The organism is Burkholderia sp. 9120 (genome assembly GCF_000745015.1).
In the GTDB taxonomy this organism is placed as follows: Bacteria; Pseudomonadota; Gammaproteobacteria; order Burkholderiales; family Burkholderiaceae; genus Paraburkholderia.
In genome coordinates, this window is the sequence record NZ_JQNA01000002.1 from 2,042,368 (window position 1) to 2,065,973 (window position 23,606).

The following is a 23,606-nucleotide window of genomic DNA, read 5'->3' on the forward strand; positions in this document are numbered from 1 at the left end:
CTGATCGCGAAACTATCGCTCTAGCGGAAACCCAGCTTGCGACGCGCCGCCATCAACGCCACCAGACTGATCGCCGCGGCAAAAATCATGTAGAAGCTGGGCGCCGTCTTCGACCCCGTGACGTTGATCAACCACGCGATGATGAACGGCCCAAAGCCGCCGAAGATCGTCACCGCGACGTTATAAGCGAGCGACATACCGGTCGTGCGCGTCTGCACCGGAAACATCTCCGACAGCAAACCCGGCAGCGCGGCAAAGTAGCCCGTCATCAGAAAGCCGAACACGACCTGCATCGCGATCAACGTGCCGAACGTCGGATGCGCGACCAGATACACGAACGCGGGATTGATCAGGATAAGCAGCAACAGCGCCGAGGTCAGCATGATCGTGGTGCGTCCATGCCGGTCCGACAGATGCCCGACCATCGGCGAGAACACCATCTGGATCAAACCGGTCAGCGCAATCGCCGAGAACGCAACCGACGGCGAAAGACCCAACTGCTTCACACCGAACGTCGGCATGAACAGCACCAGATACGTCGATACCGTGCCGAGCACCACCACGCCGATCGCAATCAGCAGCCGCAGCTTCTGATTCGCGAAAGTGTCGCGCAGCGGTGTCGTAGTAGTTTCCGCCGCGAGAAACTCCGGCGTTTCGTCGAGCTTGGTGCGGATGTACCAGGCCACCGGCCCGATCAGCAGGCCGAAGAAGAACGGCACGCGCCATCCCCACGACGCCATCTGGTCCGGCGACAGCTTGCCGGTCAACAGCACGCCGAAGCCCGCGGCCAGCAACGTGGTGAGCCCCTGGCTCGCCACCTGCCAGCTCGCGAAAAACCCGCGCCGCCCCGGCACGTGTTCCGCGAGAAACGCCGTCGCGCTGCCGAACTCGCCGCCCGCCGAGAAACCCTGCATCAGACGCGCCAGCACGAGGATCACCGGCGCGGCCAGGCCAATGCTCTGGTAGGTCGGCAGAATCGCGATGATCAGCGTGCCGCCCATCATCAACAGGATCGACAGCGTCAGCGCCGCCTTGCGCCCCGCGCGGTCGGCGTAGGCGCCGATCACGATTGCGCCGAGCGGCCGCATGAAGAACGACACGCCGAACGTGCCGAGCGTGAGCAGCAGCGAAACCGTATCGTTACCAGCCGGAAAAAACAGCTTCGCGATAATCACCGCGAAGAAACCGTACACCACCAGGTCGAACCATTCCAATGCGTTGCCAATCGAGGCCGCGACTACCGCGCGCCACGAATTCTGCCGGCTCCCCGAGAGGCTTGCTGCTGTCGTTGCGTTCATGCAGATCTCCAGTTCGCGCGAAATATTATTAATGTAGGCCTGATTTCCGATCTTGCCCGAACTTGCCCGACTGGATGCGCGCACAACCAATTCGGTGCCAGCGCTCTATGTACCCGAAAAAATAAACCGAAGCGAGCGGCAATTTCCCGATGCCCGTCGTATAAGGCTTGCAGCGTTCGTCGCGGGCAATAAAAAACCGCTGCGTCGCCGAAGCGAACGAAGCGGTTTTTTTGCTGCGCCGCAGCGGCGTGCTGTGACGCCAGTGCGAACTGCTTGCGGGTTGCCGGCGAGTGACTCGCCGGTTACTGCTTGATGCCTTCGGACTGGATATGCAGCTTCGTATCCATATTGAAGCCGTACTTCGTGCCGAAATCCATGCCGTAATCGGCGCGGCTGAAATGCGCGCTCGCTTCCACGCCGCACACTTCGCGCTTGAGCACCGGATGCTGCATGCACTTGAACGAATCGATCGTCAGATTCAGCGGCTTGGTGACGCCGTGCATCGTCAGGCTACCAATCACCTGAACCGGCTTGTCGCCGTCGAACTTGATGTCCGTGCCTTTATAGGTCACCGCCGGATACTTCGCGACGTCGAAGAACGCATCCGTTTTCAGATGCTCGTCGAGCTTCGTGTTACCGGTTTCGACCGAGGCGGGATCGACCGTCACGTCCACCGTGCCGGTTTTCGCCGCGCGGTCGAGCGTGACCGTGCCCGAGCTCTTGGTGAACTTGCCGCGCCACACCGACAGACCGCCGAAGTGATCGGCCTCGAAGCTCGGATACGTGTGCGTCGGGTCGAGCTGATAGGTATCGGCCGCGAAAGCGCCGACCGAGAAAGCAGAAGCCAGCGCGCCGACGGCGATCAACAGAGATGTTTTCAATTCATGCTCCTAGGTTCTTGTTAGACCGTGAACTTCACGAAGCGAAGCTCACTTGCGTGCCGCAACGATATGAAACTTGATGACCACGTCGTCGGCGACGACCGACGTATCCTTCCACTCGCCCGTGCCGATGTCGAACTGCGAGCGCTTGATCGGCAGCAAGCCGTCGAAGACCTGCTGGCCGCCCTGCTGCGTCACCGTCACCGGCACGACGACCGTCTGCGATTTGCCCTTGATGGTCAGCTTGCCGGTCACCTTGAACTGGTTGCCGCCGGCCGGCGCAATCGCGCTGGAGACGAACGTGGCGCTCGGATAGGTCTTCGCATCGAACCAGTCTTTCCCGCGGACCTGGTCGTTGTAGCTCTCGTCGCCGAGATCGTAGCTGCCCACGTCGATAGTGAACTGCGCGCTGCCCTCGGCCGGTTTGGCCGGATCGAACTTGACCTGCGCGGTGAATTTACCGAACTTGCCTTCCACCGGCACGTTCATCTGCTTCGAGGTGGCCGTCACCGTGCTCTTCGCGACGTTGACCTGAGCGAGCGCGCTGCCGGCCGCGGTCAGCGAAGCCGCGGCGAAGGCGGCGAGCATGTAGCGATAAAACGAGACCTTCATGTTTATCCTTATTTGAGGAAAGGGAGCATGCGCGACAACAGACCGTCGCGGTCCAGCCATTGATGCTTGAGCGCAGCCACGACGTGCAGCGCGACCAGCACGAGCAAGGTGTAATTCAGCGTGATATGGACGGTCTTCAGCAGTTCCTTCAGATGCGGATCCGGCGCGATCAGACGCGGCAGCGGAATCAGCCCGAGGTAGACCACCGGCACATTGGCGGCCGAGCTGTACAGATAGCCGGAGGCGGGAATCGCGATCATCAGCACATACAGCAGCAGATGCACGAGATGCGCGGCGCCGCGCTGCCAGGCCGGCATGCGGCGCGGCATCGGCGGGGCGGCGTGCGTGGCGCGCCACAGGATGCGCAGCACGGCGAGCGCGAACACCGTCACGCCGATCCACTTGTGCCACGAGAAGTAGCGCAGCTTGGTGGGCGTGAAGCCGGGAATGTCGGTCATCACCCAGCCGAGCGCGAAGCCGCACACGATCAGCAGCGCGATCAGCCAGTGAAAGGCGATGGCGGTCCGCGTGTACGACTCCCGGCCAGCGAATGAAGGATTGAGTGCCATGACAGGTCGACGCAAGCTAAGAGAGGTAAACGGCGCAACCCGCCCGATTGTTCCCGGCGTCGCTGCGAATGGCATCGGCGCGCACCGCCCGAACGAACCGGCTGCGGCGTACGCCAAGGCCGCATGCTACCCCAAGCGCAAAAAGCTGGCTGCGGGTTATGAAGTGCCGATGAACAGGCGAAGGCGCCGGGCTTCCGGTGCAGATGCACCCCGTATTGAACAATAAGGGACGGAGAGTGTCAGAAGGATGCGAATTCAATATGAAACTGCATGAATAAACCGCTGCCGGCACCGCTGCAAAGCCCGCCCGGCGGCCTCCCACGCAACGGCCGATGCGACGCGGGAGCGCGTTTGGTACTATTGCTGCACCCATTTTGTCAGCCTCGCCATAAAAAACCGGCATAGTCTCGCTCCCCTTCACCGTTAGCCCTCTGCCGTATGGAACAAGACAATCTGATCGCGTGCCATGAATGCGATACGCTGTTCCGCAAGCCACGGCTTGTGGGGCGCACATCCGCGCGCTGTCCGCGCTGCGGCGCGACGCTCTATCGCGGCGTCTCGCGCAAGCTCGACAAAATCAGCGCGATGACGCTGGCCGCGCTGATCACCTTCCTGATCGCGCAGGGCTTCCCGATCGTCGAACTGGAAACCAACGGCATTACCTCGCAGACCACGCTGTTCGGCGCGCTGATGGCGCTGTGGGGCGAGGACATGCAGATCGTCGCGGTCATGGTGTTCTGCTCGACCATTCTGTTTCCGCTCACCGAGTTGCTTGCGCTGCTCTATGTGCTGATCCCGTTGCGCGCCGGGTATGTGCCCGCCGGCTTCAACCGGGTGTTGCGCGCGATCCAGTTCGTGCGTCCGTGGGGCATGATCGAAGTGTTCATGCTCGGTGTGCTGATCACGATCGTGAAGATGGTGAGCCTCGCGCGCGTGATTCCCGAAGCCGCGCTGTTCGCGTTCGGCGTGCTGACGCTGATGTTCGCGGTGGTCGTCACGTTCGATCCGCGCATTCTATGGGACCTCGCCGACGAACTCGGCGATCGCAGCCAGCGTCCGCTGCCGCGCACTTCCGCCGATAGCGCCGCGGCCCAGCTTAATGCGCAGGCCGGCCCGCCCGCGCCGCCCGAGATACGGGACGCGGATCACCCGGCGGACCACCCCGCGGATCACCCCACGGCACGTGCCGGATTGCCGCCAGGCGTGCCGCCTGAGCCGCGTCAAGGATGAGCCCGCGATGAAATACATCTCCGCGAAACGCGCGGGTCTGGTGAGTTGCCATGCATGCGGCCGGGTCGAGCCGCGCATCCGTTCCGTCACGCCGCAGCATTGCGGACGCTGCGGCGCGCGCCTGCATTCGCGCAACCCGGACAGCCTGATGCGCACATGGGCGCTGTTGATCGCCGCCGCGCTGCTGTATATTCCCGCGAACCTGCTGCCGGTCATGCACACCGCTTCGCTGCTCGGTTCCGAAGACGACACCATCATGAGCGGCGTCGTGTACTTCTGGACGTCGGGCGACTGGCCGCTCGCGGTGATCGTGTTTATCGCCAGCATCATGGTGCCGATGCTCAAGCTGAGCGTGCTCGTGCTGCTCACCGTCACCGCGCAGCGCCGTTCGCGCTGGCGGCCCGAGCAACGCACCGTGCTCTACCGGATGGTCGAGCGGATCGGCCGTTGGTCGATGCTCGACGTGTTCGTCGTCACGCTGACCGTGGCGCTGGTGCGCTTCAAATCGCTTGCCGTCATTACGGCCGGACCGGGCGCGATCGCTTTCGGTTCGGTGGTGATTCTGACCATGCTGGCATCGATGCAATTCGATCCACGGCTCATCTGGGACAACGTGGAAAGCCGTACTAAAAAACCTCAGGACCCCGATCATGACTAGCCCGCAAGGACCGACGCCCGCTTCCGATGATGCGCCGCGCAACGATTCGAACGGACCGAAGCTGCCGCCCCAACTCCCGGACCCCGACATCGAGCCGCGCAGCCGCTGGCTGCCTTCGCTCGTCTGGGTGATTCCGCTGATCGCCGCGCTGATCGGCATCGCGCTCGTGATCAAGTCGGTGACCGAGAAAGGTCCGACCATCACGATCAGCTTCATCAGCGCCGAAGGCCTCGAGCCCGGCAAGACCAAGGTCAAGTACAAGGACGTCGACGTCGGCTCGGTGAAGACCATCACGCTGTCGAAGGATTTGTCGCACGTGCTGGTGCAGGTGCAGTTGACCAAGGAAGGCGAAGACTTCGCCGCCAAGGATTCGCGCTTCTGGGTGGTGCGGCCGCGAATTGGCGCGAGCGGGGTGTCGGGGCTGACCACGCTGCTTTCCGGCGCGTATATCGGCGCGGATGCGGGCCATTCGCCGGATGCCGAGAAGAGCTTCGTCGGTCTTGAAACGCCGCCGCCGATCACCGGCGACCAGAAGGGCCACCAGTTCATCCTGCACGGCGACTCGCTCGGCTCGATCGACATCGGCTCGCCGATTTTCTATCGACGCGTGCAGGTCGGCCAGGTGGTCGGCTTCTCGCTGGATAAGGACGGCACCGGCGTGACGATGCAGGTGTTCGTGTCCGCGCCGTTCGACCAGTACGTCGGCACCAACTCGCGCTGGTGGCATGCGAGCGGCGTCGATCTGCGGCTCGATTCCAGCGGCTTCAAGCTGAATACGCAGTCGCTGGCGACGGTGATCGTCGGCGGTTTGTCGTTCCAGTCGCCGCCGGGCCAAGGCGTGGGCGCGCAGGCGCCGAACAACATGACGTTCCGCCTCGGTTCCGACGAAGCGGACGCGATGCGTGAACCGGACGGCGTGCCGTTGCGGGTGGTGATGAACTTCAACCAGTCGCTGCGTGGGCTGTCGGTCGGCGCGCCGGTCGATTTCCGCGGCATCGTGCTGGGGCAGGTGACCAACATCAACATCGACTACGATCCGAAGACGCGTAGCTTCACGATGCCGGTGACGATGAATCTGTACCCGGATCGCCTTGGCAAGCGCTTCCGCGAAACCGCGCCGACGCCGGGCACGCTCGCCGGTCAGACGCTGCTGCAACAGTTGGTCAAGCATGGTTTGCGCGGCCAGTTGCGCACCGGCAATCTGATTACGAGCCAGTTGTATGTGGCGCTGGATATCTTCCCGAAGGCGGCGCCGGCAACCGTCGACGTGGCAAGCGATCCGCTCGAACTGCCGACGATTCCGAACACGCTCGACGAGTTGCAACTGCAGGTGGCCGATATCGCGAAGAAGCTCGATAAGGTGCCGTTCGATCAGATCGGCAACAACCTGAACAGCGCGCTGAAGAACGCCGATCAGTTGTTCACGCGACTCGATACGGAAGTCGTGCCGCAAGCGCGCGATACGTTGGCGGCGGCGAAGCAGACGTTTGGGACGGCTGAGGCGACGTTGCAGCAGGATTCGCCGTTGCAGTCGGATGTGCATCAGGCGTTGCAGGAATTGACGCGGACGTTGCAGTCGCTGAATGCGCTGTCGGATTATCTGGAGCGTCATCCCGAGTCGCTGTTGCGCGGTAAAACAGGAGATAAACCATGATGTTTGACCGGCTCCCCCGCTCGACGCGCGGGCTTGTGCGCGGTGCGGTTTTTGTCGGCGCTTTGGCCGGTGTGATGGTGGTGGCGGCGTGTTCGTCGCCGTCTAGCCGGTTTTATACGCTGGGGGTGGATGGGTCGGCGGGGGACGTTGCGGCGATTAGCGCGCGGACTTCTTCGGCTACGCCGGCCTGGTTGATCGAGGTCGCGCCGGTCGATGTGCCGCCGCAGGTCGCCAAGAATCAGATGGTCGTGCAGACCGGGCCGACTCAGGTGAAGGTGCTTGAGGATGAGCGGTGGGCTTCACTGCCGGGGGATGAGATTCGGCGGGCTTTGTCGACTAGCCTTACGCAGCAGCTCAATACGATTGATGTGTATGGGACGGCCAGGTCGGATTCGGCTGCGGTTTATCGGGTTAGCTTGAATGTGCAGAGGTTCGAGTCCTGGCCTGGATCGCATGCGTTGATCGACGCCGTCTGGAGTGTGCGGGCCGTGCGGAGTAATGCGGTGATGACCTGTCGGAGTGTTGTTAGTGAGCCCGTTGGCGGGGGCTATGACTCGCTGGTTGATGGGCATCGGAAAGCCTTGATGCAGGTTTCTTTGCAGGTGGCTGCTGCTGTGCGGAGTATGGTTGCGGCTTCTGGGGCTGGGTCTGTTGCTTCGCAGAGTCGTGGGACTGGGACTGGGACTGGGACTGGGACTGGGGCTGGGGCTGGGGCTGGTAAGAACGCTGTCGGCGCTGTTGTTGTGCCGGGTTGTCCTTCTGAGCCGGGGACTGTTGCTGCTGGAGGGTGATGGTTGGGCCTTTTTGCCTGCGCGGCGCTTTCGGTTGCTCGCTTGCGGGGTTGGCCTTTCCTTGCTTTCTTAGTGGTCTATTAGCGTTGCCCCTATGCGGGGCGGCACTCACTTTTCTTTGCCTGCCGCAAAGCAAAGTAAGCAAAAGAAAGCGGCTCACACCGCTAGCTCATAAGTGGGTCCCCCGCACAGTTCCGGTACTGGTGCATCTGGAATCTGTGCTCTCGCACATTCCGCGTTCGTGACACAGCAGTCATTCTTCCGGCGGCGCTGCGCGCGCCGTCGCGGTTGTTCACGCACCGCCCCTGCTAAGCGGGGCCCTCGCGCAGCGGCGGTAGTGGCTCATCTGGAATCTGTGTTCTCGCGCACTCCGCGTTCGTGACACAGCAGTCATTCTTCCGACGGCGCTGCGCGCGCCGTCGCGGTCATTCAAGTACTACTTGATCGCGGTGCGTTTTTTCGTTCGACACATGCGTTGGTACGCTTGGGCTCCGGGCTCGGATCTGCGCTTTGCCGACTCACAATTTCCGATCTTCCTCAAGCTTGCGACGCTCCCACTCCCGCAGAGACGCAATCAAGATCACCGCACGCCGCGGACTCAGCCGCGTTTCTCGCGGTGTCTCACCCTTCGCGCGCAAACGATAGTAAATGTCTTTGCTGATCCTATAGCGCTCACAAAACTCCGCAATCGTCAGAGGCGCATCTTCAAACATTCTCGGCCGCTCAGCTAACACCGGTTTTTCACTCATCTTCTGCTTTCCTGAAAAGCGTTTCACTACTCCGTCAGATCTCTCGTCACCACGTACAGTCGCTGTCCAAACTAGACACTCAATACGCCTCATATCCAGCGGAAAAGAACCGCGCGATAGCAATAGACGGCATCAAGACAAACAATCAGGCAGCTCAGTTTGTGCCGCCAGAAGGCGCGGCCAGCACGTAGAATTTCAGAAGCCCTCGACTGTTCGACATCTGAAAGACGGGAGTCGCGACGAGAAAGACGCGGGCAGTCGCATCTCTCGCCTCTGCTTCTCTTGCAGCGCCCACGCTCAGCGGCATTCCCGTCAGTGCGTCAGCGTCGTGCGACGTGAAACCTTGAAGCAAACGCGGTTGTTCGGCGTCGCCCTGGTTGCACGAGTGCTTTCGTCATTGCTGGATGCCTCACCTGCGGACCTGGCCAGCAGCTTCCTCGCGTGACGCGCCGTGAGGCAGGTTTGAGGTGTTCCCTTCGCATCAAGCGCGATGACGCTGTACAACTCCTGGTCAGCCTCGATCTCTCGCCGGTATTCCTCTCCCGTGTCGATCAATAATCCCAGCAATGTTCGCTGACGATATCTTTCGTCGACCGTTACGGCCGGACTCTTGTATATCGAGGTCGCCAGCGTTATCAGGTTGTTCAACTGGGTGATCTGCCGATCAACCAATCTGCTGGCAGACAGCGCAAGTTTTTCATACTGCATGGCGTCAACAGGCGCGCGCGAAACGGTTCGAGAATTCTTGACGGATCTACTCATGTGCGATCTCCAATTGCTGACCTGGATCGCCCGACACTCGCTTGAAAAATCTGGGTGAGCGGGCACATTGACGGGTTTAGCAGACCGGCACGTAGAACCAATCACCGGTGAGCCGTGAGGCTCCCCCGACAAGGCCCGCCCAATGAAAAGGACTTGCATAGACGACCACACATCTGCTTCCGCAAACGCGCGAGGTCCTACGTGATACAGGCTGCTAAACCCGTTTGTCGTGACGCGCACGACAAAGCAAGTCTAAGACGTACCACCTGACGAGTGATCACCTGCGCGGGCTAAAAAGTGCACGCCGCCCTCATTTCCGAAATTTCCGAATGCGCTTGTCAGAGTTCCAAGCAATCAGTGATGCTGATCGGATTTGCGTCACTCACGACGAGCACATGATGCGGACCGAACGGCACCGCTCACGCATCGATGCGCGTAATTGAAGGCTTGTCACGGTGCGCACGGCTGCGAGAAGAACGAGGTGACGATTCGCGCAGGCCGTTCCGGCGAGCGCGCAGCGCGAGGCGGGGGGAATGACTGCTGCGTCACCAACGCGGAATGTGCGAGAACACAGATTCCAGATGAGCCACTACCGCGACTGCGCGAGGGACCCGCTTAGCAGGGGCCGTGCGTGAACGACCGCGACGGCGCGCGCAGCGCCGCCGGAAAAATGACTGCTGAGCCACGAGCGTGGAATGCGCGAGAACACAGATTCCAGATGCACCACTACCGCCGCTGCGCGAGGAATCCGATTAGCAGGGGCAGTGCATGAACAACCGCCACGGCGCGCGCAGCGCCGCCGGAAGAATGACTGCTGTGTCACTTACGTGGAGTGTGCGAGAGCACAGCTTCCAGATGAGCCACTACCGCAACTGTGCGAGGGCCCCGCTTAGCAGGGGCCGTGCGTGAACGACCGCGACGGCGCGCGCAGCGTCGCCGGAAGAATGACTGCTGTGTCACGAGCGCGGAATGTGCGAGAACACAGATTCCAGATGCACCACTACCGTGACTGCGCGGGGGACCCGCTTATGAGCTAACGGTGTGAGCCGCTTTCTTTTGCTTACTTTGCTTTGCGGCAGGCAAAGAAAAGTGAGTGCCGCCCCGCACAGGGGCAACGCTAATAGACCACTAAGAAAGCAAGGAAAGGCCAACGCAGCAAGCGAACCATCGAGGAGCCTAGTGCCCCGCAACCGCAAAATTCTGCAAAACGCTAACCATAGCCGGCCGAACATGCAATATCCTCCCACCTACCAGCAAACAGAAGACAGCAAACAGCCGCGGCAGCGCACCGCCCCGCAGGCCCCACCGAGTAGGACAGCAAAAAAAACATGCTCACCACGCTAACCCGCTTACTAAAAAAATGGCGAGCCTCCCGCGACGGCGGCCACCAGCTAGACGCACTCCTTGCGATAGCGAACAAATCCGCCCCGTACGCGGACCGCAGCGAATGGTTGATCGAACTCGCCCACTGGATCCGTCGCGGCCGCGAAGTGCAGCAGACCACCAACGACGCGACAACGGAACAAACAACAGAACAGGCAACAGCAACGCCAGCAACACCCCGCTCCAACCCAGCCCACACAAGAATCCGCTACTTACTGCACGTCCTGGACCGCAACCCCACCTGGAAGGCAAATGTCGCGGGCATCCTGCGAGCGCTATTACGCGAAAGCGACGGCCTCTCCTTACTCTGCGACGCCGGCATGCCCGTGCACTCAGGCTTCTTCGGCGCCCTCTTCGAGCGCCTCGAAGCCTCGCTGATCCCACCCGCGCCAAACCGCCGCGACCTGACCGCGATCGTCACGCTGATGTTCAGTTCAGAACACGATGCCGACTGGATCGCCACGCTCCCCACCGACCTATTGGTCCGCATCCGAGCGCTCTTCGACTACGAACCCGACGAAACCGAAACACAGAACACCACCCCGTTCTCCCTCGACCTGCTAGCCGCCCTGCACAACCTGACCTGCCAGATCAGCTCAACCGGCCTATCGCAAATCGTCCGCAGCCGCATCGGCGAAGTTGACACCCGCGAAACCAGCGACGTCCGCATCGCGATGGAAAAGCAACCGTTCTACCGCCTCACCCGCGCGATGCTAGCCGTCGAAGCCGCGCATCAATCCGTCGCCGCAGGCGAACCGCAAGACAAGCTTCTGCACGAAGTCAACTACCTGCGCCTGCTGCTCGACGAATGCCGCAGCGCCACCGACAAAGTCTTCGCCCATCTCTACCGAAACGGCGTCAGCGTCGACATCGTGTTCCAGGTCGAGCGGATGCGCATGCGCATCGTGCGCGCCGAGCATCTGCTCAACGCATGGATGGCGCAAGACGACCCGCACGCCGGCGCACGCCTCACCGCCGAACTCGTCAACGCGAATCACGCGAGCCAAAGCGTCGCGCATCTGGTGCGCAGCAATTTCTCGCTGCTAGCGCGCAAAGTCGTCGAGTACAGCGCCGACACCGGCGAACACTACATCGCCCGCGATCGCGCCGAGTATCTGAAGATGCTGCGCATGGCCGCCGGCGGCGGACTCGTCACCGTCGTCACGGTCTGCGTGAAATTCGCCATCACCGGCGTGCATCTGCAAGCCATGCTCGAAGGCCTGCTGGCCGGTATCAACTACGCCGCCAGCTTCCTGCTGATGCACTTCCTGCACTTCTCGCTCGCCACCAAACAACCGGCCATGACCGCGCCGACCCTCGCCCGCGAACTCGACGGCACCGGCACGCCGGCCGGCGTCGACAGCTTCGTGAGTTCGGTGATGGCGCTGATGCGCACGCAGGCCGCCGCCGTCCTCGGCAACGTGCTGCTCGTGTTCCCCGTCTGCTTCGGCGTGCAGTTGCTCTGGCACACGCTCTTCAACGCCAACATCATCTCGCCGGAGAAGGCCCACGCCACGCTGCATTCCTTCTCGCTGATCGGACCCACGCCCTTCTACGCCGCGTTGACCGGCGTGCTGCTGTGGTCGTCCAGCCTGATCGCCGGTTGGGCGGACAACTGGTTCGTCCTGCATCGCGTCGGCGATGCGCTCGCCTACAACCGGCGTCTGCGCCTGACGCTCGGCGCAGCGGGCGCGGCGCGTCTCGCGCAGGCTTGCCGCTCGAACGTGGCAGGCGTTGTCGGCAATATCACGCTGGGTCTGATGTTGGGGCTCGTCCCGGCGATCCTCACCGCGTTCGCCTTCACCTTCGAAGTGCGTCACGTGACGCTCAGCGCCGGCTCGATCGGTGTCGCGCTCGGCGTGCTCGGCAAGGACGCGTTGAAGCTGCCGGAACTCTGGTGGGCCGTGGCGGGGGTCGGCAGCATGGCCATCCTCAACGTGGCCGTAAGCTTCGCGCTCGCGTTCTACATGGCCGTCCGGTCGCGCGATCTGCGGCGCAACGCGGTGCGCTCGCTGCGTGGCGCGATCTGGCAGCGGGTGTTTCAGCGTCCGCAGGAACTGTTCTGGCCGACGAAAACCGCGCCCGAAAGCAAGTAAGTCCGCGGCCGGCGGTGGCTCGGTGGGCCGTTTCAGGTCGAGCCGCCATGCCATCGCACGAGGCGGCTCAGCCGACCGCGTACGGGCGGCGGCGGTTCGGCAGGCCGTCTCAGCCCGGCCCGCCACGCAATCGCGCGGGCCGCCCACCCCGACCGCGTACAATGGCGCCTTATCTAACGCCTTCCGGCAACCTCAATGTCCTTCGATTTCTTCCTCCCTTGCCCACGCGGCCTTGAAGCTTCGCTCGCGGCCGAACTCGCCGAGATCGCCGCCAGGCACATCAACGGCGCGCAGTTCGTGGCCGGCGCTCAAGTGCCGGGCGGCGTGCATTTCCGCGGAGGCTGGGCTGCCGGCATGGCCGCCAACCTGCATTCGCGACTCGCGAGCCGCGTGCTGCTGAAGATCGCGCATCGTCCGTATCGCAGCGAGCAGGATATTTACGCGCTGGCGCTCGAGCAGCGTTGGGAACAGTGGTTCTCAGCCAAAGAAACGCTGCGCGTGGACGTCACCGCGATCAAATCGCCGCTGCGCAGCCTGGAATTCACCACACTGCGCGTCAAGGACGCGATCTGCGACCGTCTGCGCGAAGTCAGCGGCGACCGGCCGAGCATCGACACCGCCACGCCCGACGTACGCGTGTTCGCGTTCCTCACGGCCACCGAGTGCACGCTTTACCTCGACACCTCCGGCGATCCGCTCTTCAAACGCGGCTGGCGCCTCGACAAGGGCGCGGCGCCGCTGCGTGAGAACCTGGCGGCGGGCATCCTGCGTCTGACCGGCTGGAACGCCGGTACGCCGCTGTATGACCCGATGTGCGGCAGCGGCACGTTCCTCGCGGAAGCCGCGCAAGTCGCGTTGAACATCGCGCCGGGCGCGGAGCGCCGCTTCGGTTTCGAGAGGCTCAAGCAGTTCGAAGCCAAGACCTGGCAGCCGCTGAAGGCCGCCGCGCTCGACGCAAAGCACGCCGGGCGCAGCTCGCGCGCCGATCTGCAGATCTTCGGCAGCGATATTTCCGGCGACATGCTCGACAAGGCGCGCGCCAACTTCGAGCGCGCCGGCTTGCCGAACATCCCGCTTAAACAGGTCGACGCGCGCGGCATGACCTCGCCGTCGTCGGACGCGGGCATTCTGGTCGCCAATCCGCCGTACGGCGAGCGGATCGAAGTGCGTGGTCGCAATGCGCGCGGCGAGATCCGCGAAGGCCGCGCCAATCGTGAGCCCCGCGAAGACGACAGTTTCCATCGCGCTCAGGAAGAAGCGCCGGATAGCGAGTTCTTCCAGTTGCTCGGCGACGCGCTGAAGCAGCGCTTCACCGGCTGGCATGCGTTCATCCTGACGTCGGATCGCAAGTTGCCGGGTCAGTTGCGTTTGCGCGAATCGACCAAAACGCCGCTTTTTAATGGCGCGCTCGAATGCCGGTTGTTCCGCTTCGACCTGATCGCGGGCAGCGTGCGGCAACGGCCGCAGCAGAGCGATACGCCGGCGGAGTGAGGCAACGGTTTCAACCGCTCGCTGTAAAACGAATGGGATGTTAAAAAACCGCGGACTCGGCTCCGCGGTTTTTTTTCGTCGACATTTTGTGGGTGCTGCTGCCACACCCTACTGACACCACGCTGTCAGTAGCACCCCCGCACACTCCTTCTCACGCCATCCGGCGCTTTGCACGGCTTACCCGCCATCCACAGGAGAGTGACATGTCCAACGCATCCAAGGTTGTTGCCTGGTTCGAAATCCCGTCCGTCGATTTCGATCGCGCTGTCCGCTTTTACGAAACCACGTTCGACGTCAAACTGAACGTGCAGGAAGTCGGCGGCCGTCCGATCGCCATCTTCGGCTACGAAGAGCCGGCCACGGGCGGCGCGATCGTCCACAATCCGGCCATGAAGCCGACCGACGACGGCGTGCTCGTCTATCTGAACGCACAACCGAACGTCGACACGGTGCTCGCGCGCGTCGAGCAGGCCGGTGGCAGGACCGACGGTCCGGTGATCAAGCTGCCGCAGGATATCGGCTACATCGCGTTCTTCACCGATACGGAAGGCAACCGCCTCGGTCTGCATTCGCGGACCAACGGTTAAAGCGCAACGCAACGCCTCCGCCCGCAGACGTGCGTGCGGGAGCCGCCAAAACGCTGACCGGGGCACGGCATGCGGCGCTATCATCGCGGGACCGTTCCCGTCCTCTTCTACCAATCACCCACGATGACGCGCCGCGCCGACCGCCTGTTCCAGATCGCCGAACTGCTGCGCGGACGGCGTCTGACCACCGCGCAACAACTCGCCGACTGGCTCAATATTTCGCTACGCACGGTCTATCGCGACGTGCGCGATCTGCAACTGTCGGGTGTGCCGATTGAAGGCGAAGCGGGCATTGGCTACCGTCTGAGCCGCGCGGCGAGTCTGCCGCCACTCACCTTCACTGCGGACGAACTCGCCGCGCTCGCCGCCGGCGCGCGCATGCTCGAATCGTGGGGCGGCTCAGGCTTCGCGAGCGGCGCGCGTGGCGCGCTGGCGAAGATCGCTTCTGCCATGCCGGCCGATAAACGCGCGGCGCTCGAGCGGCTCGCTGTGTTCGCGCCGTCGTTTCACATTAAAGGGGATTTCTCGACGCAGCTCGACGCGCTGCATCGCGCGATCGACACGCGGCATGTGGTGGGGTTTGCTTATACCGATGCGAGTGGCGCGGCGAGCGAGCGGCGCGTGTGGCCGCTTGCGCTCGCGTATTGGGGCGCGCGCTGGACGCTGGGCGCGTGGTGCGAGTTGCGCAGCGACTTTCGCAATTTCAGCCTGGAGAAGATGCAGAACCTTCAGATGCTCGAACAGTATCCGGATCAGGAAGGGAAGAGGTTGGCGGATTTGATGCGGCATGTGAATGCGAAGCCGCGGTAGAAAGGGACTAAAGGCGAATTCGCAGCCCCTCGCCTGGCAGGCCGCGAATTCACCACGCCGGTTTATTCCACCGCCTTCACCATATCCTCGATCACCTTCTTCGCATCCCCGAACACCATCATCGTCTTGTCCATATAGAACAGATCGTTGTCGAGCCCGGCATAACCCGCCGCCATCGACCGTTTGTTCACGATGACCGTGCGCGCCTTATACGCCTCGATAATCGGCATCCCCGCAATCACCGACTTCGGATCGGTCTTCGCGGCCGGGTTCACCACGTCGTTCGCGCCGAGCACCAGCACCACATCGACCTGACCGAACTCGCCGTTGATGTCGTCCATTTCGAACACCATGTCGTACGGCACTTCGGCTTCCGCGAGCAGCACATTCATGTGCCCCGGCATCCGTCCGGCCACCGGGTGAATCGCGTACTTCACATCGATACCCTTCTCGACCAGCTTGTCGGTCAACTCCTTCAACGCATGCTGCGCGCGCGCCACTGCGAGGCCATAACCCGGCACGATCACGACCGTCTCAGCATTGCCGAGCATGAACGACGCATCATCGGCCGAACCGGATTTCACCGGACGCTGTTCCGCCGACCCACCCGCCGCCGCCGCGCCCGCTTCGTTACCGAAGCCGCCGAGAATCACATTGAAGAACGAGCGGTTCATCGCGCGGCACATGATGTACGACAGAATCGCGCCCGACGACCCCACCAGCGAGCCCGCGATAATCAGCATCGGATTGTTCAGCGAGAAGCCGATGCCCGCCGCCGCCCAACCCGAATACGAGTTCAGCATCGACACGACCACCGGCATATCCGCGCCGCCGATCGGGATGATGATCAGCACGCCGAGCACGAACGCGATGAGCGTCATGATGATGAACGGCAGCCACGACTGCGTGAGGAAGAAGATGACGCCGAAGCCGAGCATCGCGAGTGCGAGCATCAGGTTGATCAGATGCTGGCCGCCATACACAACCGGCGCGCCCTGAAACAACCGGAACTTGTATTTCCCCGACAGCTTGCCGAACGCGATCACCGAACCGGAGAACGTAATCGCGCCGACGAACGTGCCGATAAACAACTCGACGCGATTGCCATACGGCAGGAAACCCGGCGTCATGTTGTCCGGATCGACGAGACCAAACGCCGACGGCTCCGACACCACCGCATACGCAATACACACGGCGGCGAGACCGATCAGCGAGTGCATGGCCGCGACCAGTTCCGGCATCTTGGTCATCTCGACGCGCGCGGCGACGAACGCGCCGATCGCGCCGCCGATCACCAACGCGACCAGCAGCAAACCGAGCCCCAACCCGAGATTCGAGCCAAGCGCATTCGCCTGCTTGACGATCAGCGCGAGAGTCGTGACGATCGCGATCGCCATCCCGACCATGCCGAAGGTATTGCCAATGCGCGCCGTCTTCGGATTCGACAGCCCCTTGAGCGCCTGAATGAAACAGACGGACGCAACCAGATAAAGCAGCGTGACGACGTTCAGACTCATTACGCGTTCTCCTTGGCCGTCTTGGCTGCAACGAGCTTCTTCGGCTCTTTCTTGCGGAACATCTCCAGCATTCGCCTCGTGACGAGAAAGCCGCCGAACACGTTGACCGCCGCGAGCCCGACGGCGAGCGTGCCGAAGAACTTGCCCGTATCGCCGACCGTCAAGCCAGCGGCGAGCATCGCGCCGACGATCACGATCGCCGAGATCGCATTGGTCACGGCCATCAGCGGCGTGTGCAGCGCGGGCGTGACGTTCCAGACGACGTGGTAGCCGACGTAGATCGCCAGCACGAAGATGATCAGGTTGATGACGGTGTGGTTGATGACTTCCATCGGTGTTCTCCTATGTCGACCGGAGTTAGCGCTTTAGCGCTTACTTCGGTCCCATGCAACTCGTTGCTAGGTCTTGCGCGTAACTTCGCCGTCGCGGGCCAGCAGCGTGGCCGCGACGATGTCGTCCGCGAGATCGATATTCAACGTGCCTTCCTTCGTGACGATCAGCTTCAGGAAGTCGAGCAGGTTGCGCGCGTAAAGAGACGACGCATCGGCAGGCACCATCGACGCCAGATTCGTATAGCCGACGATCTGCACGCCATGTTTGACGACCACCTGATCCGCGACGGTCAGCGGGCAGTTGCCGCCACGCTGGCCTTCGTACTCGGCGCCGCGTCCGGCGGCAAGGTCGACCAGCACGGAGCCGGGTTTCATCGCCTGCACGGTGTCGACCGAGATCAGCGTCGGCGCGGCGCGGCCCGGAATCAGCGCGGTGGAGATCACCACGTCGGCCTGCTTCGCGCGCTCATGAACTAAAGCTGACTGCCGCGCGAGCCACGACGGCGGCATCGGCCGCGCATAGCCGCCGACGCCTTGCGCGGCTTCGCGCTCTTCGTCGGTTTCATAAGGCACGTCGAGAAACTTGGCGCCGAGCGATTCGATCTGCTCCTTCACGGCCGGCCGCACGTCCGACGCTTCGATCACCGCACCCAGGCGCTTGGCGGTCGCGATCGCCTGCAAACCGGCGACACCCGCGCCGAGAATCAGCACGCGTGCCGCTTTCACGGTGCCGGCGGCCGTCATCAGCATCGGCATGAAGCGCGGATAAAGCGTCGCCGCCAGCAACACCGCCTTATACCCGGCGATGTTCGCCTGCGACGACAGCACGTCGAGGCTCTGCGCGCGCGTGGTGCGCGGCGCGGCTTCCAGAGCGAACGCGGTCACGCCGGCCGCAGCCAGTTTGGCCGAGTTTTCGGCGTTAAACGGATCGAGCATGCCGACCAGCGTCGCGCCGCGCTTGAGCAGCGGCAGTTCGGCGTCGGTGGGAGACTGGACTTTGAGAACGAGGTCGGCGGCGAATGCCGTAGCGGCGTCGACGATTTCAGCGCCGGCGGCCGTAAAGGCTTCGTCAGGAAAGCTTGCGCCGGTACCGGCGCCGCTCTGGATCGTGACCCGGTGGCCCTGGGTCACATACTTCTTGACCGTTTCGGGCGTCGCGGCGACGCGGGTTTCGTGCGCGCGCGTCTCGGCTGGCACTCCGATGTGCATCTTTGTTCCTCCTCGACTTCCTGTTTGACTGACGACAGTTCGGCCGACGAGGCACGCCGGCTTGCAAGTGCAACGGCTAACGCCCCACTTTAACCGAAACCGAAGCCGCGTCGAAATCGGGGACAATGCGGGGGCTTGTACGGATGCGGGCCGCATCGTGCCGCGACGCGCGGGCAGGGCCGCCGTCTTGCCGGCGCGACCCATTGCCACGACTGGACGCCGGTCGGCGACCCAGCCACTCCCCACCCGCTTCCCGGCAGCCCAGGCCCATAAACGGTAAAATGCGCACCCATGAATCCGGAATCCTGGCTGCCGCACGTCACCGTTGCGGCCATTGTCGAGCGTGACGGGCGGTTCCTGCTGGTCGAGGAACATACCGTCGACGGCCTGCGCCTGAACCAGCCCGCCGGCCATCTGGAGGCGGGAGAAACGCTGCTGGACGCGGTGATCCGCGAAACGCTCGAAGAAACCGCCCACCCGTTCGCGCCCGAGGCGCTGGTTGGCATGTACATGACGCATTTCGAGCGGCCCGGTAGCGAAGGCGTGACCTATCTGCGCTTCACCTACTGCGGCACGAGCGGCGAACCGGACCCGGCGCGCGCGCTCGACCCCGACATTGTCCGCACGCTGTGGATGAGCGCCGACGAATTGCGCGCGTGTCCCGAGCGGCATCGCACGCCGCTGGTCATGCAGTGCGTCGACGATTACCTCGCGGGCCGGCGTTTTCCGCTCGATTTCGTGCACACGCATTCGGTCGGGCAAAAACGGTAGCCGTCACGAGCGGCCGACCCACCATCCCATGAAGTCCCGCAGCACCCAGTGAGCATCTTATGAGCAAGCAGAAAGTCGTAGTAGGCATGTCGGGCGGCGTCGATTCGTCGGTTACCGCGTGGCTGCTGAAAGAACAGGGCTACGACGTGGTCGGCCTGTTCATGAAAAACTGGGAAGACGACGACGACAGCGAATACTGCTCGACGCGCCAGGACTGGATCGACGTGGTGTCGGTGGCGGATCTGATCGGCATCGACGTCGAAGCGGTCAACTTCGCCGCCGAATACAAAGACCGCGTGTTCGCCGAATTTCTGCGCGAATACTCGGCCGGCCGCACGCCGAATCCGGACGTGCTGTGCAATGCCGAAATCAAATTCAAGGCCTTCCTCGATCACGCCATGTCGCTCGGCGCGGAAACCATCGCGACCGGCCACTATGCCCGCGTGCGCGAGAACGACGGCCGCTTCGAACTGCTGAAAGCGTTCGACCATACGAAAGACCAGTCGTACTTTCTGCATCGGCTGAATCAGGCGCAATTGTCGAAGACGCTGTTTCCTTTGGGTGAAATCCCGAAGACCAAGGTCCGCGAAATCGCCGAACAGATCGCGCTGCCGAATGCGAAGAAGAAAGACTCGACCGGCATCTGCTTCATCGGCGAACGGCCGTTCCGCGACTTCCTGAACCGCTATCTGCCCACCCAACCCGGTCCGATGAAAACGACGGACGGCAAAGTGGTCGGCGAACACATCGGCCTCGCGTTCTACACGTTCGGGCAACGCAAGGGCATTGGTCTCGGCGGCAGCAAGGAAGGCAGCGGCGAACCCTGGTTCGTGGCCGGCAAGGACATTCCGTCGAACACGCTGTACGTCGCGCAAGGGCACGATCACTCGTGGCTGCTGAGCCATACGCTCAGCGCGGGCAATACGAGCTGGGTCGCGGGCGAGCCGCCGGCGGACGGCTTCGCGTGCGGAGCGAAGACCCGTTACCGGCAAGCGGACGCGGCCTGCACGTTCGGCAACGCAAACGTCGGGACCGGCCTGTTCGAGCTGAATTTCGCGGATGCGCAGTGGGCTGTCACACCGGGGCAATCCGCGGTGCTTTACGATGGCGACGTTTGCCTCGGCGGCGGCATCATCGAACATGCGGTGACCGGGCAGCCGGTGGCACGTCAGCCGCAGAAAGCGGCGCTGCTGAGTGCCCGCTGAGCGATGCGCTCAAACAGCCGCAGCTAGCTTCACCATAACAAGCAGTCGTTCGTTCCCTTTCGCGGCGGTTCCGCCTGCGCCGACAGCGCTGGCGATCCCGCCGTGACGATCCCCACTGCACTGGAGTCCCCATGTTTTCTCGACGTTATCTGGCCATGTGGTGCGCAGTCGTGCTGCTCGCCGTCTGCGCGGCGCTCGGCGCGACACAACACATTTCCTGGTTCTGGCTGGTCGTGCCGCTGGCGCTCGTCGCGCTCGGCCTGTTCGACCTGACGCAGCAGCGTCACGCGATTCTGCGCAACTATCCGCTGTGGGGGCATTTCCGCTTCCTGTTCGAATTCATCCGCCCGGAAATCCGTCAGTATTTCGTCGAAGGCGATACCGACGAAAAACCGTTCTCGCGGGCCCAGCGCAGCATCGTCTATCAGCGCGCGAAGAACGACGTGGATAGCCGCCCGTACGGCACCGAACTCGACGTCAAAGCGGTCGCGCACGAATGGATCAGCCACTCGCTCGCGCCCACCACGCTCGAGAATCACGACTTCCGCGTCGTGGTCGGACCGGACCGCGCGAAACCGTATTCGATGTCGATCTTCAACGTCTCGGCGATGAGCTTCGGCTCGCTGTCGGCGAACGCGATCATGGCGCTGAACCTCGGTGCGAAGAAAGGCAACTTCGCGCACGACACCGGCGAAGGCTCCATGTCGAAGTATCACCGCGAGCATGGCGGCGACATCATCTGGGAAATCGCGTCGGGCTACTTCGGCTGCCGTAACGACGACGGCACGTTCAGCGCGGAGAAATTCGCGAAGCAGGCCGCCGAGCCGCAAGTGAAGATGATCGAGGTGAAGCTCTCGCAAGGTGCGAAACCGGGGCACGGCGGCGTGCTGCCGGCCGCCAAGATCACACCGGAAATTGCCGAGACGCGTGGTGTTCCGATGGGCCGCGACTGCATCTCGCCGGCCACGCACTCGGAGTTTTCGACGCCGCGCGGGCTGCTCGAATTCGTGGACCGTTTGCGCACGCTGTCGGGCGGCAAGCCGACTGGATTCAAGCTGTGCATTGGACACCCGTGGGAATTTTTCGGCATCGCGAAGGCAATGCTGGAAACGGGCATTTTGCCGGACTTCATCGTCGTGGACGGCGCGGAAGGCGGCACCGGCGCGGCGCCGCTGGAGTTCACCGATCACGTCGGCGTGCCGCTGCAGGAAGGCTTGCTGCTGGTCCATAACACGCTGGTCGGGATTGGCTTGCGGCAGCGCATTCGCCTCGGCGCGAGCGGCAAGATGATCACTGCGTTCGACATTACGCGCACGCTGGCGATCGGCGCGGACTGGGTGAATGCGGCGCGCGGCTTCATGTTCGCGGTGGGCTGCATTCAGGCGCAAACCTGCCACACGGGCCGCTGCCCGACCGGCGTCGCGACGCAGGACCCGGTGCGTCAACGCGCGCTGGTCGTGCCGGACAAGGCCGATCGCGTGTTCAACTTCCATCACAACACGCTGCACGCGCTGAAGGAAATCATTCAGGCCGCGGGGTTGAAGCATCCGGCGGAACTGCGCGCGCATCACATCGTGCGGCGTGTGTCGTCGCATGAGGTGCGATTGATGTCGGATCTGCTGAAGTATCTGGAACCGAACGATCTGGTGAACGGCAATTACCGTTACTCGCTGTTCGAGAAATACTGGCCGGTGGCGCAGAGCGATTCGTTCTCGCCGAAGGTGGAGTTGGCGGCGACGTGAGCACGATGCGGAGCCGATTGCCCCAAGGCATGCGCATGACAACCGGCTGACCGACCACCCGCGTCGTAACGATAAAGGACCGCCCGAAGCGGTCCTTTATCATTTGAAGAGTGCCGCCAGTCCCGTCCGACCCCGCAAAACGGACACCCCCCTCCCTTTCCGTTAAAATCTACGGTTTAGCACTTCGCTCCACGGCCACCTCGCGCGCTCCGGCGTTTGCGGCGCGGCCTCATGCCCGAAAGGCACTTCATGCTCACGTTTCAGCAAATCATCCTGACAATGCAGTCCTACTGGGACAAGCAGGGTTGCGCGTTGCTCCAGCCGATCGACATGGAAGTCGGCGCGGGCACGTCCCACGTTCATACGTTCCTGCGCGCGATCGGCCCCGAACCGTGGCGAGCCGCCTACGTGCAACCGTCGCGCCGTCCGAAAGACGGCCGTTACGGCCAGAACCCAAACCGTCTGCAGCATTACTACCAGTACCAGGTGGTGCTCAAGCCGGCGCCGGAAAACATCCTCGACCTGTACCTCGGCTCGCTCGAAGCGCTCGGCTTCGACCTGAAGCAGAACGACGTGCGCTTCGTCGAAGACGACTGGGAAAATCCCACGCTCGGCGCGTGGGGCCTCGGCTGGGAAGTGTGGCTGAACGGCATGGAAGTGACCCAGTTCACCTACTTCCAGCAAGTGGGCGGTCTGGATTGCAAGCCGGCGCTCGGCGAAATCACTTACGGTCTCGAACGTCTCGCCATGTATCTGCAGAAGGTCGAGAACATCTACGACCTGGTCTGGACCGAGTGGGAAGAACAAGGCCCGAACGGCCCGGAAATTCGTCGCCTCACGTACGGCGACGTGTATCACCAGAACGAAGTTGAACAGTCCGCCTACAACTTCGAGCACGCGAACGTCGAGCTGCTGTTCTCGATCTTCAACAGCTACGAAGCGGAAGCCAAGCGCATGATGGAAGCGCAGATCGCGCTGCCCGCTTATGAGCTGGTGCTGAAGGCCGGCCACACGTTCAACCTGCTCGACGCGCGTGGCGCGATTTCGGTCACGGAACGCGCGGCCTACATCGGCCGTATCCGCACGCTGTCGAAGCTGGTCGCACAGGCTTACTACGATTCGCGCGAAAAGCTCGGCTTCCCGATGCTCGGCAATCCGGTGCACGGCGTGCCCGGCCTCACGACCGACGAGCAGGACGCCGCGATGCCCGCGTGGGCGCCGCCGCTGAAAGTCGAACGCAAGATCGATCCGGACTGACG

The 23,606-nt window shown here is 62.8% G+C and carries 21 protein-coding genes; 12 read left to right on the top strand and 9 right to left on the bottom strand.

Features of this window, described 5'->3' with window-relative positions; translation table 11 throughout:
- Nucleotides 1-20: 20 nt before the first annotated feature.
- From FA94_RS17260 to FA94_RS17275, 4 genes are all read right to left on the bottom strand, one after another.
- Entirely contained in the window at nucleotides 21-1,298 is a 1,278-nt protein-coding gene (locus FA94_RS17260) for an MFS transporter (protein WP_035562409.1), read from the bottom strand.
- 302 nt (nucleotides 1,299-1,600) lie between these two features.
- The gene (locus tag FA94_RS17265) at nucleotides 1,601-2,167 is read right to left on the bottom strand and encodes a YceI family protein (RefSeq protein ID WP_035562413.1); all 567 of its coding nucleotides are present in this window, start codon (nucleotides 2,165-2,167) and stop codon (nucleotides 1,601-1,603) included.
- 60 nt (nucleotides 2,168-2,227) lie between these two features.
- Nucleotides 2,228-2,791, bottom strand: coding sequence for a YceI family protein (locus FA94_RS17270; protein ID WP_035553344.1), 564 nt, complete (start codon nucleotides 2,789-2,791; stop codon nucleotides 2,228-2,230).
- Nucleotides 2,792-2,799: 8 nt separating this feature from the next.
- Complete coding sequence (locus FA94_RS17275) at nucleotides 2,800-3,360, bottom strand: cytochrome b (RefSeq protein WP_035553347.1); 561 nt, start codon at nucleotides 3,358-3,360, stop codon at nucleotides 2,800-2,802.
- 438 nt (nucleotides 3,361-3,798) lie between these two features.
- Here FA94_RS17275 and FA94_RS17280 point away from each other — a divergent pair, with 438 nt between their 5' ends.
- From FA94_RS17280 to FA94_RS17295, 4 genes are read left to right on the top strand one after another with little or no spacing between them, the layout of a single operon-like run.
- Nucleotides 3,799-4,590, top strand: coding sequence for a paraquat-inducible protein A (locus FA94_RS17280; protein ID WP_035553350.1), 792 nt, complete (start codon nucleotides 3,799-3,801; stop codon nucleotides 4,588-4,590).
- 7 nt (nucleotides 4,591-4,597) lie between these two features.
- On the top strand, nucleotides 4,598-5,248 hold the full coding sequence (locus FA94_RS17285) for a paraquat-inducible protein A (RefSeq protein WP_035553353.1): 651 nt from the start codon (nucleotides 4,598-4,600) through the stop codon (nucleotides 5,246-5,248).
- Nucleotides 5,241-6,902, top strand: coding sequence for a PqiB family protein (locus FA94_RS17290; protein ID WP_035553355.1), 1,662 nt, complete (start codon nucleotides 5,241-5,243; stop codon nucleotides 6,900-6,902). Before FA94_RS17285 ends, FA94_RS17290 begins: the two co-directional genes overlap by 8 nt.
- Entirely contained in the window at nucleotides 6,899-7,693 is a 795-nt protein-coding gene (locus FA94_RS17295; RefSeq protein ID WP_035553357.1) for a PqiC family protein, read from the top strand. Before FA94_RS17290 ends, FA94_RS17295 begins: the two co-directional genes overlap by 4 nt.
- A gap of 518 nt (nucleotides 7,694-8,211) precedes the next feature.
- Here FA94_RS17295 and FA94_RS17300 read toward each other — a convergent pair.
- Nucleotides 8,212-8,442, bottom strand: coding sequence for a hypothetical protein (locus FA94_RS17300; RefSeq protein ID WP_035553360.1), 231 nt, complete (start codon nucleotides 8,440-8,442; stop codon nucleotides 8,212-8,214).
- Nucleotides 8,443-8,754: 312 nt separating this feature from the next.
- Nucleotides 8,755-9,204 carry a hypothetical protein gene (locus FA94_RS17305; RefSeq protein ID WP_035553362.1) on the bottom strand — a complete coding sequence of 150 codons (450 nt, stop codon included), beginning with the start codon at nucleotides 9,202-9,204 and terminating at the stop codon, nucleotides 8,755-8,757.
- Between the two features lie 1,328 nt (nucleotides 9,205-10,532).
- Between FA94_RS17305 and FA94_RS17310 the strand changes: the two genes are divergently transcribed.
- From FA94_RS17310 to FA94_RS17325, 4 genes are all read left to right on the top strand, one after another.
- Nucleotides 10,533-12,683: a site-specific recombinase gene (locus FA94_RS17310; RefSeq protein WP_035553365.1), complete on the top strand. Its 2,151-nt coding sequence runs from the start codon at nucleotides 10,533-10,535 to the stop codon at nucleotides 12,681-12,683.
- Between the two features lie 195 nt (nucleotides 12,684-12,878).
- On the top strand, nucleotides 12,879-14,174 hold the full coding sequence (locus FA94_RS17315) for a THUMP domain-containing class I SAM-dependent RNA methyltransferase (RefSeq protein ID WP_035553368.1): 1,296 nt from the start codon (nucleotides 12,879-12,881) through the stop codon (nucleotides 14,172-14,174).
- Between the two features lie 203 nt (nucleotides 14,175-14,377).
- Entirely contained in the window at nucleotides 14,378-14,761 is a 384-nt protein-coding gene (locus FA94_RS17320; RefSeq protein ID WP_035553371.1) for a VOC family protein, read from the top strand.
- A 69-nt stretch (nucleotides 14,762-14,830) separates the two neighbouring features.
- Nucleotides 14,831-15,571: a helix-turn-helix transcriptional regulator gene (locus tag FA94_RS17325; protein ID WP_035553374.1), complete on the top strand. Its 741-nt coding sequence runs from the start codon at nucleotides 14,831-14,833 to the stop codon at nucleotides 15,569-15,571.
- Nucleotides 15,572-15,633: 62 nt separating this feature from the next.
- On the opposite strand, the gene FA94_RS17330 is transcribed toward FA94_RS17325, so the two are convergent.
- The 3 genes from FA94_RS17330 to FA94_RS17340 all read right to left on the bottom strand — a co-directional run bounded on the left by FA94_RS17330 (nucleotide 15,634) and on the right by FA94_RS17340 (nucleotide 18,629).
- Nucleotides 15,634-17,088: an NAD(P)(+) transhydrogenase (Re/Si-specific) subunit beta gene (locus tag FA94_RS17330; protein WP_035553376.1), complete on the bottom strand. Its 1,455-nt coding sequence runs from the start codon at nucleotides 17,086-17,088 to the stop codon at nucleotides 15,634-15,636.
- Nucleotides 17,088-17,420, bottom strand: coding sequence for an NAD(P) transhydrogenase subunit alpha part 2 (locus tag FA94_RS17335; protein ID WP_035553378.1), 333 nt, complete (start codon nucleotides 17,418-17,420; stop codon nucleotides 17,088-17,090). The genes FA94_RS17330 and FA94_RS17335 overlap by 1 nt, the downstream gene beginning before the upstream one ends.
- Before the next feature lie 66 nt (nucleotides 17,421-17,486).
- Nucleotides 17,487-18,629 (bottom strand): Re/Si-specific NAD(P)(+) transhydrogenase subunit alpha, encoded by a 1,143-nt coding sequence (locus tag FA94_RS17340; protein ID WP_035553381.1) that lies wholly within the window; start codon nucleotides 18,627-18,629, stop codon nucleotides 17,487-17,489.
- 291 nt (nucleotides 18,630-18,920) lie between these two features.
- On the opposite strand from FA94_RS17340, the gene FA94_RS17345 reads away from it, so the two are divergent.
- The 4 genes from FA94_RS17345 to glyQ all read left to right on the top strand — a co-directional run bounded on the left by FA94_RS17345 (nucleotide 18,921) and on the right by glyQ (nucleotide 23,604).
- Complete coding sequence (locus FA94_RS17345) at nucleotides 18,921-19,400, top strand: NUDIX hydrolase (RefSeq protein WP_035553384.1); 480 nt, start codon at nucleotides 18,921-18,923, stop codon at nucleotides 19,398-19,400.
- A gap of 59 nt (nucleotides 19,401-19,459) precedes the next feature.
- Nucleotides 19,460-20,605: a tRNA 2-thiouridine(34) synthase MnmA gene (mnmA, locus tag FA94_RS17350; RefSeq protein WP_035553387.1), complete on the top strand. Its 1,146-nt coding sequence runs from the start codon at nucleotides 19,460-19,462 to the stop codon at nucleotides 20,603-20,605.
- A 131-nt stretch (nucleotides 20,606-20,736) separates the two neighbouring features.
- Nucleotides 20,737-22,347, top strand: coding sequence for an FMN-binding glutamate synthase family protein (locus FA94_RS17355; protein WP_035553389.1), 1,611 nt, complete (start codon nucleotides 20,737-20,739; stop codon nucleotides 22,345-22,347).
- A 249-nt stretch (nucleotides 22,348-22,596) separates the two neighbouring features.
- The gene (gene glyQ, locus FA94_RS17360) at nucleotides 22,597-23,604 is read left to right on the top strand and encodes a glycine--tRNA ligase subunit alpha (protein WP_081935980.1); all 1,008 of its coding nucleotides are present in this window, start codon (nucleotides 22,597-22,599) and stop codon (nucleotides 23,602-23,604) included.
- Nucleotides 23,605-23,606 lie beyond the last annotated feature (2 nt).

Excerpts from the sequence above, each read along its gene's own strand:
- FA94_RS17335 (WP_035553378.1), bottom strand. The coding sequence starts at position 17,420 with ATGGAAGTCATCAACCACACCGTCATCAACCTGATCATCTTCGTGCTG.
- FA94_RS17310 (WP_035553365.1), top strand. The coding sequence starts at position 10,533 with ATGCTCACCACGCTAACCCGCTTACTAAAAAAATGGCGAGCCTCCCGC.
- FA94_RS17285 (WP_035553353.1), top strand. The coding sequence starts at position 4,598 with ATGAAATACATCTCCGCGAAACGCGCGGGTCTGGTGAGTTGCCATGCA.
- FA94_RS17320 (WP_035553371.1), top strand. The coding sequence starts at position 14,378 with ATGTCCAACGCATCCAAGGTTGTTGCCTGGTTCGAAATCCCGTCCGTC.
- FA94_RS17305 (WP_035553362.1), bottom strand. The coding sequence starts at position 9,204 with ATGAGTAGATCCGTCAAGAATTCTCGAACCGTTTCGCGCGCGCCTGTT.
- FA94_RS17345 (WP_035553384.1), top strand. The coding sequence starts at position 18,921 with ATGAATCCGGAATCCTGGCTGCCGCACGTCACCGTTGCGGCCATTGTC.
- FA94_RS17330 (WP_035553376.1), bottom strand. The coding sequence starts at position 17,088 with ATGAGTCTGAACGTCGTCACGCTGCTTTATCTGGTTGCGTCCGTCTGT.
- FA94_RS17270 (WP_035553344.1), bottom strand. The coding sequence starts at position 2,791 with ATGAAGGTCTCGTTTTATCGCTACATGCTCGCCGCCTTCGCCGCGGCT.
- FA94_RS17280 (WP_035553350.1), top strand. The coding sequence starts at position 3,799 with ATGGAACAAGACAATCTGATCGCGTGCCATGAATGCGATACGCTGTTC.
- glyQ (WP_081935980.1), top strand. The coding sequence starts at position 22,597 with ATGCTCACGTTTCAGCAAATCATCCTGACAATGCAGTCCTACTGGGAC.
- FA94_RS17340 (WP_035553381.1), bottom strand. The coding sequence starts at position 18,629 with ATGCACATCGGAGTGCCAGCCGAGACGCGCGCGCACGAAACCCGCGTC.
- FA94_RS17260 (WP_035562409.1), bottom strand. The coding sequence starts at position 1,298 with ATGAACGCAACGACAGCAGCAAGCCTCTCGGGGAGCCGGCAGAATTCG.
- FA94_RS17290 (WP_035553355.1), top strand. The coding sequence starts at position 5,241 with ATGACTAGCCCGCAAGGACCGACGCCCGCTTCCGATGATGCGCCGCGC.
- FA94_RS17325 (WP_035553374.1), top strand. The coding sequence starts at position 14,831 with ATGCGGCGCTATCATCGCGGGACCGTTCCCGTCCTCTTCTACCAATCA.
- FA94_RS17295 (WP_035553357.1), top strand. The coding sequence starts at position 6,899 with ATGATGTTTGACCGGCTCCCCCGCTCGACGCGCGGGCTTGTGCGCGGT.
- FA94_RS17315 (WP_035553368.1), top strand. The coding sequence starts at position 12,879 with ATGTCCTTCGATTTCTTCCTCCCTTGCCCACGCGGCCTTGAAGCTTCG.
- FA94_RS17355 (WP_035553389.1), top strand. The coding sequence starts at position 20,737 with ATGTTTTCTCGACGTTATCTGGCCATGTGGTGCGCAGTCGTGCTGCTC.
- mnmA (WP_035553387.1), top strand. The coding sequence starts at position 19,460 with ATGAGCAAGCAGAAAGTCGTAGTAGGCATGTCGGGCGGCGTCGATTCG.
- FA94_RS17275 (WP_035553347.1), bottom strand. The coding sequence starts at position 3,360 with ATGGCACTCAATCCTTCATTCGCTGGCCGGGAGTCGTACACGCGGACC.
- FA94_RS17300 (WP_035553360.1), bottom strand. The coding sequence starts at position 8,442 with ATGAGTGAAAAACCGGTGTTAGCTGAGCGGCCGAGAATGTTTGAAGAT.